The sequence below is a fragment of the Azospirillum sp. RU38E genome (assembly GCF_900188385.1).
In the GTDB taxonomy this organism is placed as follows: Bacteria; Pseudomonadota; Alphaproteobacteria; order Azospirillales; family Azospirillaceae; genus Niveispirillum.
This window is the reverse complement of record NZ_FZOI01000001.1, coordinates 303,734-319,222: the sequence shown is the minus strand read 5'-3', so window position 1 is coordinate 319,222 and position 15,489 is coordinate 303,734. Positions and strand designations below refer to the sequence as shown.

The window sequence follows — 15,489 nt, the reverse complement described above, 5'->3', positions numbered from 1 at the left end:
GGGTTCATACGGGGGGGGGAAATATGGAAGCCACCATCTTCGCCAGCATCGTTGCCATCTTCGGCATTCTGGTGGCCTGGGCCGGTATCAAGACCGTGCCGCAGGGCCAGGAATTCACGGTGGAGCGGTTCGGCCGCTATACGCACACGCTGCGCCCCGGCCTGCATTTCATCGTGCCCTTCATCGACCGCATCGGCGCGAAGATGAACATGATGGAAACGGTGCTGGATGTGCCCAGCCAGGAGATCATCACCAAGGATAATGCCATGGTGAAGGTCGATGGCGTCGTCTTCTTCCAGGTGCTGGACGCGGCCCGCGCGTCCTATGAAGTGAACCAGCTGCAGCTGGCCATCCTGAACCTGACTATGACCAATATCCGCACCGTCATGGGTTCCATGGATCTGGACGAGCTGCTGTCCCAGCGCGACCGCATCAACGGCCAGCTGCTGCACGTGGTCGATGAAGCCACCCAGCCCTGGGGCGTGAAGGTGACGCGTATCGAAATCCGCGACATCCAGCCGCCGCGCGATCTGGTGGACAGCATGGCCCGCCAGATGAAGGCTGAACGCGACCGCCGCGCCCTGATCCTGGAGGCGGAAGGCGCCCGCCAATCCGCCATCCTGAAGGCGGAAGGCCAGAAGCAGGCCGCCATCCTGGAAGCCGAGGGCCGGCGCGAAGCCGCCTTCCGCGATGCCGAAGCGCGGGAGCGCGAGGCCCAGGCGGAAGCGGAGGCCACCCGCATGGTGTCCGACGCCATCTCTGCGGGCAATGTGCAGGCGATCAATTACTTCGTGGCCCAGCAATATCTGACCACCTTCAAGGAATTCGCCCACAGCCCCAATCAGAAAATATTGATGATGCCGGTGGAGGCGACGGGCATCATCAGCACCCTGGGTGGCCTGTCGGAACTGGCGCGCGAAGCCTTTGCGCCCAAGGATGGTTCCACTCCGCCCAAGCCGCCGGCCCCGCCCAGCCGTCCGGCGGCCCGCCCCACCCCGCCGCCCTCGCCCTGGGGCGAGAATAATGGCGGCAGCGCCACCTGATCGGGGGAGGAACCGCCATGGAAGAGCCCTATCTGCATTTCTGGCACTGGTGGGCCCTGGCACTGCTACTGGGCGGCCTGGAAATGTTCCTGCCCGGTGCCGCCTTCCTCTGGGTCGGCGGGGCCGCTGCCCTGACGGGGCTGGTCGTCTTTGTGGCGCCCGGTCTGACGGAAAGCGTGCAGCTGATGCTGTTCGGTGCCCTGGCGGTGGTGGCCTTCCTGGCCTCCCGCCGCTTTGCCCGGCCGGACGCGCCGGATGATGGCAACAGCACGCTGAACCGCCGGGGGGAACAATATCTCGGCCAATGGCTGGTGCTGGAAACCCCGTTGAGCAATGGCCATGGCCGGGCCCGGCTGGGGGACAGCAGCTGGCCGGTGCTGGGTGATGGCGAGCTGCCGGCCGGCACAAAGGTAAAGGTGGTGGGGATCGACGGTGTCAATTTGCGGGTGGCGACAGAGTAATCATTTGTTAACCACCCCAAATTCTTGATCTTGACTGAAGGATTACATATCCTTTTGTTCACATGATACAGCCGCTCTGTTGCGTTTATAATAAATGCGATGCAACGGAGCGGCCCATGTTCAACGCGGAAAACTATGTCGATCCCTTGGGCAGCGCGGCGCAGATTGCGCCCAGTCTGCTGCGCGACCCACTGACCGGGATGCATAACAAGCACGGTTTCGTGGCGCTGGGGAATCGGTATCTGCCCGGTATGCTGGCCCGGGGGGAGAAACCACGCGTCATCTATATGGAATTGCGGAATTACGAAGGGCTGCTGTCCCGGCTGGATTATCCGCAGGTGATTGAGCTGCTGAACGCGGTGCGCGAACGGATGGAATCCGTGTTCGGCACGGAGGCCCTGCTGGCCCGTTTCGACAGTGAGCGCTTTGCCGCCCTGGTGGATTACCGCGACCCCGATCTGACCGGGCTGATGGCGGCGCTGGAAACGCCGGTGCGGATCGGCGGCCTGTCGCTGCGCCTGGACGCGACCTTGGGCGTGGCGGGTTATCCCGACGGTGCCGACAATATGGACATGCTGGTGATCGCCGCCCGCAGCGCCCGCCAGGAAGCGGTGGATGGGGGCCGCACCGTCGGTTTTTTCGCCCAGGATTTGCGCCAGCGGCTGGCCCGCCGCCGCGCCATAGAGGATGCGCTCTGGGCCTGCAGCGAGGGCGCCGGCCTCTCCGTCGTCTATCAGCCGAAAATCCATATCCGGCAAGGACATCTGGCAGGGGTGGAAGCGCTGATGCGCTGGAACCATCCGGAGCTGGGGCGGCTGTCACCCTGCGAGTTCATCCCCATTGCCGAACGCACCCGCACCATCGGCCTGATCGGCGAATGGCTGACGCGGGAAGCCCTGGGCCAGGCCCGCCGCTGGCGTGACCAGGGGCTGGACATCACCATGGCCATCAATGCCTCCCCCCAACAGCTGGCCCTGCCGCTGGAAGGCGACCCGCACAGCCTGCCCCTGCAGGACATCCTGTGCGACGCGGCGGCCCAACTGGGGCTGGACCGGCAGCGGATTGAGGTGGAAATCACCGAAGGCATGTTGACCGACGCCCATGCCATGCAGGCCATCCAGTCGGTCGCCCGGGCCGGTTTCGGCATCGCCATCGATGATTTCGGCCGTGACCATTCCGCCCTGTCGCTGCTGGTGGACAGCCCGGCCCGTACCTTGAAGATCGACCGGGGCTTTGTCATCGGCGTGCTGGGCAATGAACGCCAGATGGCGGTCATCCGCTTCATCGTGCAGCTGGCACAGCGGCTGGGCATGTCCACCGTGGTGGAGGGGGTGGAGACGATCCATCAGCTGGTGGCGCTGGCCGATGCCGGCTGCGATTACTGCCAGGGCTACTTCTATTACCGCCCGCTGACGGCGGAACAGGTGCTGACCCTGCGGCATCGACAGTGATCGGCAAGCGGGAACACCGTTTCCAGGTAACCGGGGGCGGTGAGCCGCGATTGCCGCCGAGCGGCCCATGCCGCGTGCAAGCCAAGCCGTTAGAGCGGATCGCGGAAAAGCGGAATCGCTTTGGAGCGTGAATTCGCTCGCTGAACAAGAATTTAGAGCCGGGTGCGTTTCCGTTTAAACGCACCCGGCTCTAGCGTGTTGGCACCGATGCAGAAGGCCGTGACCAGAATCGACAGATCCTGGTCACGCCATGCGGGGTGCTGGCAGAAGGTTACTCTGCCGTCAGCGCCTTCTCATCCTTGCGGGTACGATAGAGCGAGTAGAGCACCCCACTGCTCAACAGTACCAAGGTGACAGAGAGCGAGATGGCCGGGTCCAGCTTGCCATAGATCTGGTTCCAGAAAATCTTGGCACCGATGAAGACCAGCACCAGGGCCAGCGCGTACTTCAGATAATGGAAGCGGTGGACCATGGCGGCCAGGGCGAAATACAGCGCGCGCAGGCCCAGGATGGCGAAGATGTTGCTGGTATAGACGATGAACGGGTCGGTGGTGATGGCAAAGATGGCGGGCACGCTATCCACCGCGAACACAACGTCAGCAAATTCCACCGTGATCAGCGCCAGGAACAAAGGCGTGGCCCAGCGCACCAGCTTGCCGGTCTGCGGGTCCGGCTTCTTCACGAAGAAGGAATGGCCGTGCAGCTCATCCGTCACCCGCATGTGGCGGCGCAGGAAAGCAATCATGCGATTGCCTTCCATCGACTGTTCCTCATCCTTGGCCAACAGCATCTTCACGCCGGTGAACAGCAGGAAGGCACCGAAGATATAGAGCATCCACGACCATTCATTCACGATGGCCGCACCCAGCGCGATCATGATGCCGCGCAGGATGATGACGCCCAGGATACCCCAAAACAGCACCCGGTGCTGGTAGAGGCGCGGGATGGCGAAATAGCTGAAAATCAGCGAGATAACGAAGACGTTATCCAGTGCGAGCGCTTTTTCCAGGGCAAAGCCGGTGAAATACTGGATGCCGGGCGTGGCCCCCAGATACCACCAGACCCAGCCGCCATACAGAACGGCGATACCGATATAGAAGGCGGAAAGCACCAAGCTTTCCTTCACGCCGATCTCGTGATCCTTCTTGTTCAAAACGCCCAGGTCAAAGACCAGCAGGGCGACGACGATGCCGATGAAAAGCAGCCAGATCCACAGCGGTTTGCCCAGGAAGGGATCTGACACGAGAGAGAGCAGGAACTCCATAGGAGCGCTTCCGTCCAACGATGCTTGCGTCAAGCGGGAGGAATGTGCGTTCCGACATCGCAGCCGACGCCTCGGCTGCCAGAGGGGCCCGGATCAGACCACAACTTAGGGTGCGGCATTGGCCGTTCAAGGGCGAGGAAGCAAAAAAAATTTCGGCCTATCCTTTACGCAATTGCTCCCGCACCTTGGCGATGCGGGCGAAGCGGAAAAAGGCGATGATAGCGGCGATTTCCAGACCCTGAAACCCGAACACCCAATAGCCCTTCAGGAAAAAATAACGGAACAGGTTGATCGGAAATTCCGCCATCAGCCGCAGGGCGGAAAAGCGCTTGCTCCTCCCCTTGGCCATGATCTCCGCCGCCTGGGCGCTGCTGTAACGGTTCAGCTTGGCAATCAGATCAGCATGGGAGCGAATCGAACGGTGGATGATGATCGAGCGAAGCTGCCCCACCGCACCGCTTTGCATGATGACGGCATCATGGGTTTCGCTGTCGGCAAAGCGGCCATGGCGGCGGTCATAAAGCCGGATGTAGTTATGCCGGGGGGCGAAGCGGTGCGGCCGGGGCTGGCCGTCCAGCGTCATCACCGTCTGGATGCGATAGCCCTGCTGCGGCGGCGTGCCGGCGGCGAACAGGGCGCGCACCTCCGCCTCCAGCTCCGGCACCGCCTCTTCATCGGCATCAATGTTCAGCAGCCAGTCATGCTGGCACGCCATCTCACCAAACCGCTTCTGCGGGCCGTAACCGGGCCAGTCATGATGGATGACGCGGGCGCCCAGCGACGCTGCCAGGGCCTGGGTGCCGTCGGTGCTGCCGCTATCAATCACCAGCACCTCCCCCACCCAATCACGCACGGCGCGGATCACCGGGCCGATGCGGTCAGCCTCGTTCAGCGCGATGATGAAGGCGGAGACGGGCAGCTTGTCGGCCATGATCTGTCCTGCTGGCAACGATGTCGGAGCAATAGCACGGGACGCTGCCGACTTCACGGGCTGGCGCTGCCCTCCCCGTCATGGTGGCAGACACAGAGCTTGTTGCCGTCCGGGTCGCGCAGATAGGCACCATAATAGTCGGCATGATATTGTGGCCGCAGGCCCGGTGCCCCTTCGCAGCGGGCCCCAAGCCCCAGCGCTGTGGCATGGAACCGGTCCACCGCTGCCCGTGACGGGGCCAGCAGGGCGATCATCTGCCCATTGCCAGGGCTTGCCGCCTCTCCATTCAATGGCACCCCGATCAGGAATAGCGGGCGCGCCTGATCGGGCGGCTGCCATCCCGCCCATGGGCGCGATTCATCCATAAACCGGGGCTTCCAGCCCAGGATCGGCAGCAACTGGGTATAAAAGCTGTAGGACCGGGCGAAATCCCGGACGCCAAGATGGATATGGGACAACATGCCAAAACCCCACAAGCAAAATGCGGGGCCAAGCTATCACGAGAAAGACGGGGGATAGGGACCAAAGGCTTCCCCCCCGGAAGGGGTGAACCATCCGGGGGCAATCTCGCCCTTCTCAAGCCGCCCGCAGCCGGGCCAGGAAATCATCAATGGCCTGACGCAGCGTTTTGGCATCGCTGTCCAGGGCGCCGGCGGTGGCTTCCACCTGGGTGGCGGCCCCACCCGCCTCCCCGGCGGCCTGGGTCACCTCCAGGATGGTGTCTGCCACTTCCTGCGTGCCCTGGGCGGCCTCGGCAGCGGAGCGGGCAATCTCATGCGTTGCCTGGCTCTGCTGGGAGACGGCACCCCGGATCATTTCCGACACATCGCCGATTTCCCGGATGGTGGTGCCGATCCGGGTCATGGCCTGCACGCCCTTTTCGGTCCGGGTCTGGATGGCGCTGATCTGTTCGCGGATATCGTCGGTGGCGCGGGCCGTCTGGGTGGCAAGCGTTTTCACCTCCGACGCCACCACGGCAAAGCCCTTGCCGGCTTCCCCAGCCCGCGCCGCCTCAATGGTGGCGTTCAAGGCCAGCAGGTTGGTCTGGGCGGCGATGGCATTGATCAGTTCCACCACCTGGCCGATGCGGCTGGCCGCCTCCGCCAGTTCCGCCATGGAGCGGCCGGTTTCATCCGCCTCCGCCCGGGCGCGGCCCGCCACCGCGGCCGACTGGCCAACCTGGCGATCCACTTCGGCCACGCTGGCCGCCAGCTCTTCCGCAGCGGCTGCCACGGTCTGCACATTGCCGGTCGCCCGCTCGGCCGCTTTAGCCACATGCTGGGATTTCTCCCCCGTGCCTTCGGCGCTGCGGCGCAGGGAATCGGCCGCCCCCAGCATTTCATGCGAGGCCTGGGCCACGCGGCCGGCCATGGCGCGGACATTGGCTTCGAAATTATCGGCCAGCCGCACCTGCGCCGTCACCAGCATCCAGGTCAGCATCGGGCCAAGATAGCGGCCATGGCTGTCGCGAACGGCGGCGATCCGCACCTCCACCCGTTCATCGCCCATCTGCACCTGCCCGCGCCAGGGCAGGTTTTCCGGCTGGGTGATGATGCGGCCGATCTCCCCCCGCTCCGCCTGGAAAATGTTCAGATGGCGGCCCAGCGGGTCCGTCACCCCGCCCGGAATGGCATGGGACAGGGCCGGCAAGGCAGCCAGCGTGGCGCGGTTCGCATAGATGACGGCGAAGTCCTGGGAAGCATCGGCCAGCAGCACGTTCAGCGGCATATCCTCCACGATCTGCTTCAGGCGGAAAGCCTCCACCACCGCTTCGCGCAGGGCAGCGGCGGCGCGCTGCATCCGGCCAATCTCATCCTGGCGGTTGCTGCTGTCGGCAGGGGCGGCATCGGTATCCCCCTGGGCCAGCCGTTCCAGCAGGTCGGACATGGCCAGCAAGGGGCGGGCGGCCCAGCGGCGCATCAGCCACCAGCACAGCCCGCCCAGAACCAGCGTGACCCCGACTGAAATCAGCAGCAGGCTGGTCTGCAGCGCCCGCACCGGTGCCATGAACCGGTCCTTCTGCACGCCGGTATACAGCACGCCCACCACGGCCCCTTGGGCATCCTTGATCGGATCATAGGCGGTCAGATAGGCAACGCCCAGAATGTCGGCTTCCCCGCGATAGGGTTTTCCCTGGCCGACGACGGCCTCAAAGGCGGCATTGCGGGCCAGATTGGTGCCGACGGCGCGGGCCCCATCAGGCTTCTTGACATTGGTGGTGATGCGGGTCGCTTCGCCCTTGTCCACCACGAAGATGGTGGCCGTGCTGCCGGCGATCTGGCTGATCAGGTCCACCGGCTCAAAGAAATTGTTCAGCGGCTTGTCGCCGGCATAAAGCGTCGCCCCGTCGCGGCGAAAGCTGCTGCCGACACTGTTCAACACCTGCCAGGCCACCCGCATGGCCTGATCCTGCTGCTCTGCACCGGCAGATTGCGCATAGGCATCAACCAGCCGGTTGCTGCTGATGGCCAGGGATGCCGCCAGAAATGCCATGGACAGGATCGTGACCGCAACGATCCTGCCAGACAAACCAAGATGAAATCGATTGGATACAAAAATATCCATAAGGAAACCCCCGCCCACGTGCGCCGGCTGACCTGATAGAGCCGAGATAATGATTGATAGATGTCAATTTTGACCAATCATTAGCTAACAAACTCTTTATTTTCACTGACCAATTAAATGCCAATTTGCATACCAACCCAACCAATCCATCGGGGCTGGCCGCGTTTTACCGGCCATGTGATGAAATGATGGGCAAGTGCCCTTCCCGACGGGTCGAACGGGCCGCCCCGTCTTGGCACAGACACCGCCCGAAGGGAGAGGGGGGCGCCGCTGCCGCGCGGCGGAGCGCGTGGCGCAAAAGCGACGAATTACGCCTTTGCCGTACAGTCATACGCGTGCAATGCTTGATTATCGGCTGATAATAGGCTTGTCTTGCAGGATGTAGGTGCCGGGTGTTTGCGCCCGCTTCGTTCTTGCCAGGGGTTTGCCGTACCGATGTCCGAGGATTTGCTCCGCTATGACCGCATGGTCGAGGCCGCCAAGCGCAGCGTGGTGCGACAGGCCCTGCGTGAGGTGCTGGGCCTGGGTGGCCAGTTGCCGGGCGAACATCATTTCTATGTCACCTTCCGTACCGATGCGCCCGATGTGGATATCCCGGATTATCTGCGGGCCAAATACCCGTCGGAAATGACCATTGTTCTGCAGTACCAGTTCTATGATCTGACGGTGGATGCCGATACGTTCGGCGTGACGTTGAGCTTTGGCGGCGTGCTGCGCCGTCTGGTCGTCCCCTATGTCGCCATCATCACCTTCGCCGACCCCTCGGTGAATTTCGTTTTGCAGTTCCAGCCCGACGATATGGCCACCATGCTGCCCGATGAGGATGAGGAAGGCGGCCTTGACATCATGGTGGTGGAAGAGGAAGAGGCCGAACCCGCCAAGGCCGATGATGATACGCCCCGCCCCACCGGCACCGTGGTGGCGCTGGACGCTTTCCGGAAAAAGTAACCATGGCAGGCGGCCGGAAAGCCCCGCCGCCCAGGGCCCTGCCGCCCTTTGTCAGCCATGTGCTTGATCTGCTCGCCCCGCTGGGGCCGGTGGTGGCGCGGGCCATGTTCGGCGGCTGGGGCCTGTCGCTGGATGGCAAAACCTTCGCCCTGATCGCCGGGGATGAGCTTTATTTCAAGGTGGATGACGGCAACCGCCCCGCCTATCTGGCGCGGGGCCGGTTGCCCTTTGCCCCCTATCCCGATCAGCCCCATCGCACCATGGGATATTATCCCCCACCGCCCGAGGCACTGGAGGAGACGGACAGCCTGCTGCCCTGGGCCCGCGATGCTTTGGCCGTGGCCGGGCGGGCTGCCCTGGCCAAAATCAAACCACGGCGTGGATAAGCCGCAAATTTCCGCACGATCGTGCGCATTTACCTTGACGCCCCGCCCGGCTTGCGGCGTCCTTGGCGGCAATCAAACCTGAACAGGGGGAATTGTCCGATGAGCGATCATATTCTGCTGCGCGACGAAGAGGGCGTGCGTCACATCACCCTGAACCGGCCGGACAAGCGCAACGCGCTGACGGCCGCCATGTATGCCACCATGGCCGATGCCCTGACTGAGGCCGCGAATGGCGGACAGGTGCGCGCGGTGCTGTTCAGCGGGGCCGGCGGCTTTTTCACCGGTGGCAATGATATTGGCGATTTCCTGGCCAACCCGCCGCAGGGGCCGGATGCCCCCGTGTTCCGCTTCCTGATGGCGCTGGCCACCAGCCCGCTGGCCCTGGTGGCCGCCGTGGAGGGTCAGGCGGTGGGCATCGGCACCACCATGCTGTTCCATTGCGATCTGACCTATGCGGCCCCCAATGCCCGGCTGCATGTGCCCTTCGTCGATCTGGGGTTGGTGCCGGAAGCGGCCAGCAGCCTGCTGATGCCGCGCACCATGGGCCATGCCACCGCCGCCCGCATGTTGATGCTGGGCGAACCGCTGGAGGCGGAGGAAGCCAAACAGGCCGGTATCCTGTCCGGCATTGTTCCGGTGGAAGCACTGGCGGCCACCGCCACCGCCAAGGCCCGCGCCCTAGCCGCCAAGCCGGCAGAAGCGCTGCGCCAGACCAAGGCGCTGATGAAGCCCAACCCGCAGGAAGTGCTGGCCGTGATGGCCAAGGAGGCGGAGATTTTCAGCCGCAGCCTGCGCTCCCCCGAAGCCATCGCCGCCTTCCAGGCTTTCATGGGCCGGTCTAAGAAGTAAGGAATGCCGAAAGGGGGGGGGCGCGGACCTGCCCCCCTTTCGCACCGCTGGCGGCAAGGCGCTGTTTCGGTTAGGACTAGCCGCGACTGCGATGCCGCCACGAGGCCCCGTCCATTATGCGCCTTTCCTTTGTCAGCGCCCTTTCTGCCACCGCCATGTTGCTGGGGGCACCCGCTGCCTTCGCCCAATCGGCCCTGATCGGCACGGAAACCACCACAAACACCGCCCCGCTCTGGGAAGCGGGCGTGCTGGCTGCCGGTGGCTATGTCAGCCATTATCCGGCCGCCTCGGAGGGGCAGTTCCGGGCCCTGCCAATCCCCTACCTCATCTATCGCGGTGACACGCTGCGCATTGGCGATGATGGCTTCGTGCGGGCCCGTAAGGAATTTGCCGACGAACGGCTGGAAATCGATATCGGGCTTGATGGTGCCTTTGATGTGGACAGCAAGGATAACAAGGCCCGCGCCGGGATGCCGGATCTGGATCTGCTGATCGAGGCCGGGCCGAAGGCGACATGGCACTTCAATCCCAAAAAAGACCCGGTGCAGGTTGACCTGTCGCTGGAAGTCCGCGCCGTCATCGCCACCCGTTTCGTCGCCTTCGATTATGAAGGTTTCACGGTCAACCCGCAGCTCAGCGTGTTTGACCGTGAATTCATGGGCACGCCGCTGCGCGCCTATGGCTCAGTCGGGCCGATCTTCGGCTATGATGGGGTGAATGAATATTTCTATCAGGTGGACCGGGCCTATGCCACGCCGGACCGCCCGGCCTATCGCGCCAAGAGCGGCTATATTGGCACCAAGACGACGCTGGGCGTCGCCTATCCGGTCACCGAAAACCTGCTGCTCTTCACCGCCGCCCAGGTGGGCTATTATGGCGGGGCCGCCAACACGGACAGCCCGCTGCACCGGGATGATCTGAACGTCAATGTCGGTGCCGGTATCCGCTGGTCCTTCTGGCATTCCGACGCGCGGGTGCCGATCGTCCGCTAAGTAAGGATGCACCGGGGATGGGCACATAGTGCCCGTCCCCGGTTGAGAGCGTGCCGCCTTAAGCCGGCACGGCCAGATGGCCGAATTCCTGCACCACCGCCTCATAGATTGCCCGCTTGAACGGGACGATCATGGTGGGCAAGTCCACCACCGACACCCATTGCCAGTCATCGAATTCCGGGTGTTCCGTGTCCAGATTGATATCGGCATCCGCGCCGGTGAACCGGCAAGCCACCCATTTCTGTGTCTGGCCGCGATATTTGCCGCCCCAGACCTTGCCCAGCAGGTTGGGCGGCAGATCATAGCTAAGCCATTGGCCGCTTTCCGCCAGGACGGTGGCCTTACCCGTACCGATCTCTTCCTCCAACTCCCGCAGGGCGGCAACCCGGGGGCTCTCCCCGGCATCAATGCCGCCTTGCGGCATCTGCCAAGCGTCGGGCGTATCCACCCGGCGAGCGACAAAAATATGCCCGTCCTTGTTGATGAGCATGATTCCCACGCATGGTCGATAGGGCAGCTTGGAAGGGTCGGTTTTTGGCATGATGGTCGCGTCCATTTCGGAAACTTAAAATATATTAACGCAATGGGCAGCCGCCGTCACCTACCCTTGAAAATCCACCAAGGCAGCAGAGCACAATACATTGAATCATAAAATATTTTTCTGAACCACCTTACGTACAGGCGTCATCATTCTATGGTTCGTTCACAAGAGCAGTTTTATCATACTAGATGGCTAAATTGACCATCGCCTCATCACTCAAGTTTTATTTTGACGAAAAACGCGGCAGGTCACGCACGTCATCCAAAGGCCAGGGCATCACGGCCGGGCAGGGTGGGAAAACCCTGCGGCGACTCGGAGACCCCCTGCTTCCCCCTGCTGCGCCGCACTGCCGCAACGCAGCAGTAACGAACGATCCCGGCCTACCCCTTTCCTGCACGATCCCACGCTGAACAGCCCCCAGTTTGGACCGAAAATAAGTCAGTAGAATTGACCTATTTTTTAGCGTTACGGTTGGAACGAACAGGTTCAGGCTATCGATGCGTCATAGGGCATCGATACAATAAGGGGACGCTTCATGAGCAACGCCGCCCGTAAACTCGCCACCGTTTCGCTGGATGACAAATATGCCCTGGAGCAGGGCACAGCCTTCATGAATGGCACCCAGGCGCTGGTGCGGCTGCCCATGCTGCAGCGGCAGCGCGATCTGGCAGCGGGGTTGAATACGGGCGGCTTCATCTCCGGTTATCGCGGCTCGCCGCTGGGGGCCTATGATCAGGCGCTGTGGCAGGCCCGCAAGTTTCTGGCCAAGGGCAATATTCATTTCCAGCCCGGCGTGAATGAGGAGCTGGGGGCCACCGCCGTCTGGGGCAGCCAGCAGGTGAACCTGTGGAAAGGCTCCACCGTCGATGGCGTGTTTGGCATCTGGTACGGCAAGGGGCCGGGGGTGGACCGCTCCATCGATGCCATCAAGCACGCCAATTTCGCCGGCACCAGCCGTTATGGCGGCGTGCTGGCCTTTGCCGGCGATGATCATAGCTGCAAATCCTCCACCCTGCCGCACCAGTCCGACCAGGCCTTCATCCATGCCTTCATGCCGGTGATAAACCCGGCGGGCGTGCAGGAATTCCTGGATATGGGGCTGGTCGGCTTCGCCATGTCCCGCTATGCCGGCACCTGGGTCGGCTTCACCACCATCGCCGACACCATCGACACCACCGCCATCGTTTCGCTTGATCCGCAGCGGGTCAGCATCGTGGAGCCGACGGATTTCGCCCTGCCGCCCGGCGGGCTGAACATCCGGCTGCACGATACCCCGCTGATCCAGGAAGCGCGGATGATCGACTGGAAGCTGAATGCCGCCAAGGCATTCGCCCGCGCCAACCGGTTGGACAAGGTCGTCTTCGGCCACCCCGCCCCCCGCCTGGGCCTTGTCACCATCGGCAAATCCTATCTGGATGTGCGCCAGGCCCTGGATGAGCTGGAGATCGGGGAGGAACTGGCGCGCGAGCTGGGGCTGGGCATCTATAAGGTCGCCATGGCCTGGCCGCTGGAGCCCGAGGGTATGCGCGCCTTTGCCCAGGCGACCCAGGAATTGCTGGTGGTGGAGGAAAAGCGTTCCCTGCTGGAAAGCCAGATCAAGGAACAGCTTTTCCATTGGGACCGCCGCCCCCGTGTGCTGGGCAAGACCGACCATGAGGGCAAGCCGCTTTTCACCGAAAAGGCCGAACTGAACCCGATCGATATTGCCCGCGTGCTGGGGGCCCGGTTGCTGTCCTTCGGCCCGAATGATTATGTCAGCGAGCGGCTGGCAAGGATTGAGGCGCGGATGGCGCGTGCCGCATCCTCCTCCACCGTCGTCCGCACGCCGTTCTTCTGCTCCGGCTGCCCGCACAATACCTCCACCAAACTGCCCGTGGGCAGCCGGGGGCTGGCCGGCATCGGCTGCCATTACATGGTCACCTGGATGGGCCGGAACACCGATGTGTTCAGCCAGATGGGCGGGGAGGGCGTGCACTGGATCGGCCAGAACAACTTCACCGAGGAAAACCATGTCTTCGCCAATCTGGGCGACGGCACCTATTTCCATTCCGGTATCCTGGCCGTGCGCGCCGCCGTTTCGGCGAAGGTGAACATCACCTACAAGATCCTCTATAATGACGCGGTGGCCATGACCGGCGGGCAGCCGGTGGATGGCAACCTCTCCGTCTTCGACATTGCCCAGCAACTGGATGCGGAGGGGGTGCAGCGCATCGTCGTCGTCTCCGATGATCCGGAGAAATATGGTTTGGGGGGTGGCCTGCCGCACGGCACCAAAATCTTCCACCGCGACGAGTTGGATGGGGTGCAGCGCGATCTGCGGGAGGAAAAGGGCGTCACCATCCTGATCTATGAACAGACCTGTGCCGCCGAAAAGCGCCGCCGCCGCAAGCGCGGCAAGTTCCCCGATCCGGCCAAGCGGGTGGTGGTGAATGAGCTGGTCTGTGAAGGCTGCGGCGATTGTTCGACCAAATCTTCCTGCCTCTCCGTCGTGCCGGTGGAAACCGAATTTGGCCGCAAGCGCCAGATCGACCAATCCAGCTGCAACAAGGATTTTTCCTGTCTGAAGGGCTTCTGCCCCAGCTTTGTGACGGTGGAAGGTGGGTCGTTGAAAAAGCCCAAGCCGGCAGCCAAGAAGGAAGGCGATGATTGGGGCCCCCTGCCCCAGCCGGAAATCCCCACCCTGGACCGGCCCTGGAACATCCTGGTCACCGGCATTGGCGGTACAGGTGTTGTCACCATAGGCGCCATCCTGGGCATGGCCACGCATCTGGAAGGGCGCGGCTTCACCGCCATGGATATGGCCGGGCTAGCGCAGAAGGGCGGTTCCGTCACCTCCCACCTGCGTATTGCCGAACGGCCAGACCTGATCCATGCCAACCGCATCGTTGCCGGCGGGGCCGATCTGGTGCTGGCCTGCGATATCGTGGTGGCGGCCAATGCCGATGCCATCTCCAAAATGGCAACGGGCCGCACCAAGGCAGTGGTGAATACGGCCGAAAATGTCACCGCCGCCTTCATCACCAACCCCGATGCCACCGTGCCGTCCGGCAGCCTGACCCGCACCATCGCCAATGCCGTGGGCGGGGCGGATGCGGTTCACGCCCTGGATGCCGCCAAGATCGCCACCGCCCTGTGCGGTGACAGCATCGCCACCAATCTTTTCATGCTGGGTTACGCATGGCAGAAGGGACTGATCCCCACCAGCGCCGAGGCCATTGAAAAGGCCATTGAGATGAATGGTGCTGCGGTGAAGATGAATATGGAGGCGTTCCGCTGGGGCCGCCGCGCCGCCGTCGACCCCGCCCGCGTCATCGATGCCGCCACGCCCAAGGCCGATACGACGGGGGCCTTTGCCCATCGCAAGCTGTCGGAAACGCTGGAAGAGATGGTGGAACGCCGCGTCACCTTCCTGACCGACTATCAAGATGCTGCCTATGCCGGGCGTTATAAGGCGCTGGTGGACCGGGTGCGGTCGGTGGAGGCCCAGCGCACCCCTGGCCGCGACCAGCTTTCCCGCAGCGTGGCCCGCTATCTGTTCAAGCTGATGGCCTATAAGGATGAGTATGAGGTGGCGCGGCTTTACACCGATGGGCGCTTCCTGGCGCAGGTGAAAAGCCAGTTCGAGGGCGATTATAAGCTGAAATTCCATCTGGCCCCGCCGGCCACCGCCCCGGTGGATCCGGCGACCGGCCAGCTGAAAAAGCAGGAATTCGGCCCCGCTATGCTGTTGGGCTTCCGCCTGCTGGCCAAGCTGAAGGGCCTGCGCGGCACACGCTGGGACATTTTCGGCCGCCACCCGGAACGCAAGCTGGAGCGCCAGTTGATCAGCGATTACATCGCCGTGGTGGAAGAATTGCTGGCCGGCCTGTCACCGGCCAACCATGGGCTGGCGGTGGAGATCGCCGCCGTGCCGGAACACATCCGCGGCTATGGCCATGTGAAGATGGACCATCTGAAAAAGGCGAAGGAGAGCGAGGCCGCGCTGCTCTCCCGCTGGCGTCACCCGCCGCCGACCATCAGTGCGGCGGCGGAATGAACCCTCTACCCCGGTCACCGGC

General features: G+C 63.1%; 13 protein-coding genes. 8 read left to right on the top strand and 5 right to left on the bottom strand.

Annotated features, from left to right (window positions below; genetic code table 11):
- The first annotated feature begins 71 nt into the window (after positions 1-71).
- The 3 genes from CHB97_RS01350 (at position 72) to CHB97_RS01340 (ending at position 2,955) form a co-directional block, all read left to right on the top strand.
- Positions 72-1,043 (top strand): SPFH domain-containing protein, encoded by a 972-nt coding sequence (locus CHB97_RS01350; protein WP_371332958.1) that lies wholly within the window; start codon positions 72-74, stop codon positions 1,041-1,043.
- A gap of 17 nt (positions 1,044-1,060) precedes the next feature.
- Positions 1,061-1,504, top strand: coding sequence for an NfeD family protein (locus tag CHB97_RS01345; RefSeq protein ID WP_089286136.1), 444 nt, complete (start codon positions 1,061-1,063; stop codon positions 1,502-1,504).
- Positions 1,505-1,620: 116 nt separating this feature from the next.
- Positions 1,621-2,955 carry a GGDEF domain-containing phosphodiesterase gene (locus tag CHB97_RS01340; protein ID WP_160105462.1) on the top strand — a complete coding sequence of 445 codons (1,335 nt, stop codon included), beginning with the start codon at positions 1,621-1,623 and terminating at the stop codon, positions 2,953-2,955.
- Between the two features lie 271 nt (positions 2,956-3,226).
- Here the strand turns inward: CHB97_RS01340 and CHB97_RS01335 are convergent, their stop codons facing one another.
- The 4 genes from CHB97_RS01335 to CHB97_RS01320 form a co-directional block, all read right to left on the bottom strand.
- Positions 3,227-4,219 (bottom strand): TerC family protein, encoded by a 993-nt coding sequence (locus CHB97_RS01335; RefSeq protein ID WP_089286134.1) that lies wholly within the window; start codon positions 4,217-4,219, stop codon positions 3,227-3,229.
- 157 nt (positions 4,220-4,376) lie between these two features.
- Positions 4,377-5,150, bottom strand: coding sequence for a glycosyltransferase family 2 protein (locus CHB97_RS01330; RefSeq protein ID WP_089286133.1), 774 nt, complete (start codon positions 5,148-5,150; stop codon positions 4,377-4,379).
- Between the two features lie 53 nt (positions 5,151-5,203).
- The gene (locus tag CHB97_RS01325; protein ID WP_089286132.1) at positions 5,204-5,611 is read right to left on the bottom strand and encodes a VOC family protein; all 408 of its coding nucleotides are present in this window, start codon (positions 5,609-5,611) and stop codon (positions 5,204-5,206) included.
- 115 nt (positions 5,612-5,726) lie between these two features.
- Positions 5,727-7,643, bottom strand: coding sequence for a methyl-accepting chemotaxis protein (locus CHB97_RS01320; protein ID WP_160105460.1), 1,917 nt, complete (start codon positions 7,641-7,643; stop codon positions 5,727-5,729).
- A 507-nt stretch (positions 7,644-8,150) separates the two neighbouring features.
- On the opposite strand from CHB97_RS01320, the gene CHB97_RS01315 reads away from it, so the two are divergent.
- From CHB97_RS01315 to CHB97_RS01300, 4 genes are all read left to right on the top strand, one after another.
- A complete protein-coding gene (locus CHB97_RS01315) occupies positions 8,151-8,663 on the top strand; it encodes an SspB family protein (RefSeq protein ID WP_089286130.1) in 513 nt (170 codons plus the stop codon).
- 2 nt (positions 8,664-8,665) lie between these two features.
- A complete protein-coding gene (locus CHB97_RS01310; RefSeq protein WP_089286129.1) occupies positions 8,666-9,049 on the top strand; it encodes a TfoX/Sxy family protein in 384 nt (127 codons plus the stop codon).
- A 99-nt stretch (positions 9,050-9,148) separates the two neighbouring features.
- Positions 9,149-9,898 carry an enoyl-CoA hydratase-related protein gene (locus CHB97_RS01305; RefSeq protein ID WP_089286128.1) on the top strand — a complete coding sequence of 250 codons (750 nt, stop codon included), beginning with the start codon at positions 9,149-9,151 and terminating at the stop codon, positions 9,896-9,898.
- A 116-nt stretch (positions 9,899-10,014) separates the two neighbouring features.
- Positions 10,015-10,890 carry a MipA/OmpV family protein gene (locus tag CHB97_RS01300; protein ID WP_089286127.1) on the top strand — a complete coding sequence of 292 codons (876 nt, stop codon included), beginning with the start codon at positions 10,015-10,017 and terminating at the stop codon, positions 10,888-10,890.
- Positions 10,891-10,948: 58 nt separating this feature from the next.
- Here the strand turns inward: CHB97_RS01300 and CHB97_RS01295 are convergent, their stop codons facing one another.
- On the bottom strand, positions 10,949-11,446 hold the full coding sequence (locus CHB97_RS01295; protein ID WP_371332954.1) for an RNA pyrophosphohydrolase: 498 nt from the start codon (positions 11,444-11,446) through the stop codon (positions 10,949-10,951).
- A gap of 520 nt (positions 11,447-11,966) precedes the next feature.
- On the opposite strand from CHB97_RS01295, the gene CHB97_RS01290 reads away from it, so the two are divergent.
- A complete protein-coding gene (locus CHB97_RS01290) occupies positions 11,967-15,467 on the top strand; it encodes an indolepyruvate ferredoxin oxidoreductase family protein (RefSeq protein WP_089286125.1) in 3,501 nt (1,166 codons plus the stop codon).
- The last annotated feature ends 22 nt before the right edge of the window (positions 15,468-15,489 follow it).